1 protein-coding gene is annotated in these 235 nt (G+C 54.0%); it reads right to left on the bottom strand.

The genetic code is table 11. The annotated features are described in order from the left end of the window. On the bottom strand, positions 1 to 235 hold a 235-nt coding region (locus SB756_RS35510), incomplete at both ends, for an Hsp70 family protein (protein WP_410913938.1).

Here is a 235-nt window from a genome sequence, read left to right as displayed (position 1 = left end):
GATCGTAACTTTGATACGGTAATTTGCCAAACAGACGCACGGCGATTCGCTGCACCAGCGGCATTTGTGACGCGCCGCCAACCAGCACCAGACTGTCGATTTGACTCGGCTTCAGACGCGCATCGCGCAACGCCTGTTCAATCGGCACTCGCAAGCGATTGAGCAGCGGCAACCACAAATCTTCCAGTTCATTCTCGTAAAAATCGCATTCCCGTGCTTCATCCTGGTACTGCCA

Source organism: Pseudomonas sp. SIMBA_068, from assembly GCF_046534705.1.
GTDB lineage: Bacteria > Pseudomonadota > Gammaproteobacteria > Pseudomonadales > Pseudomonadaceae > Aquipseudomonas > Aquipseudomonas putida.
This window is presented reverse-complemented; position numbering and strand designations above follow the sequence as displayed.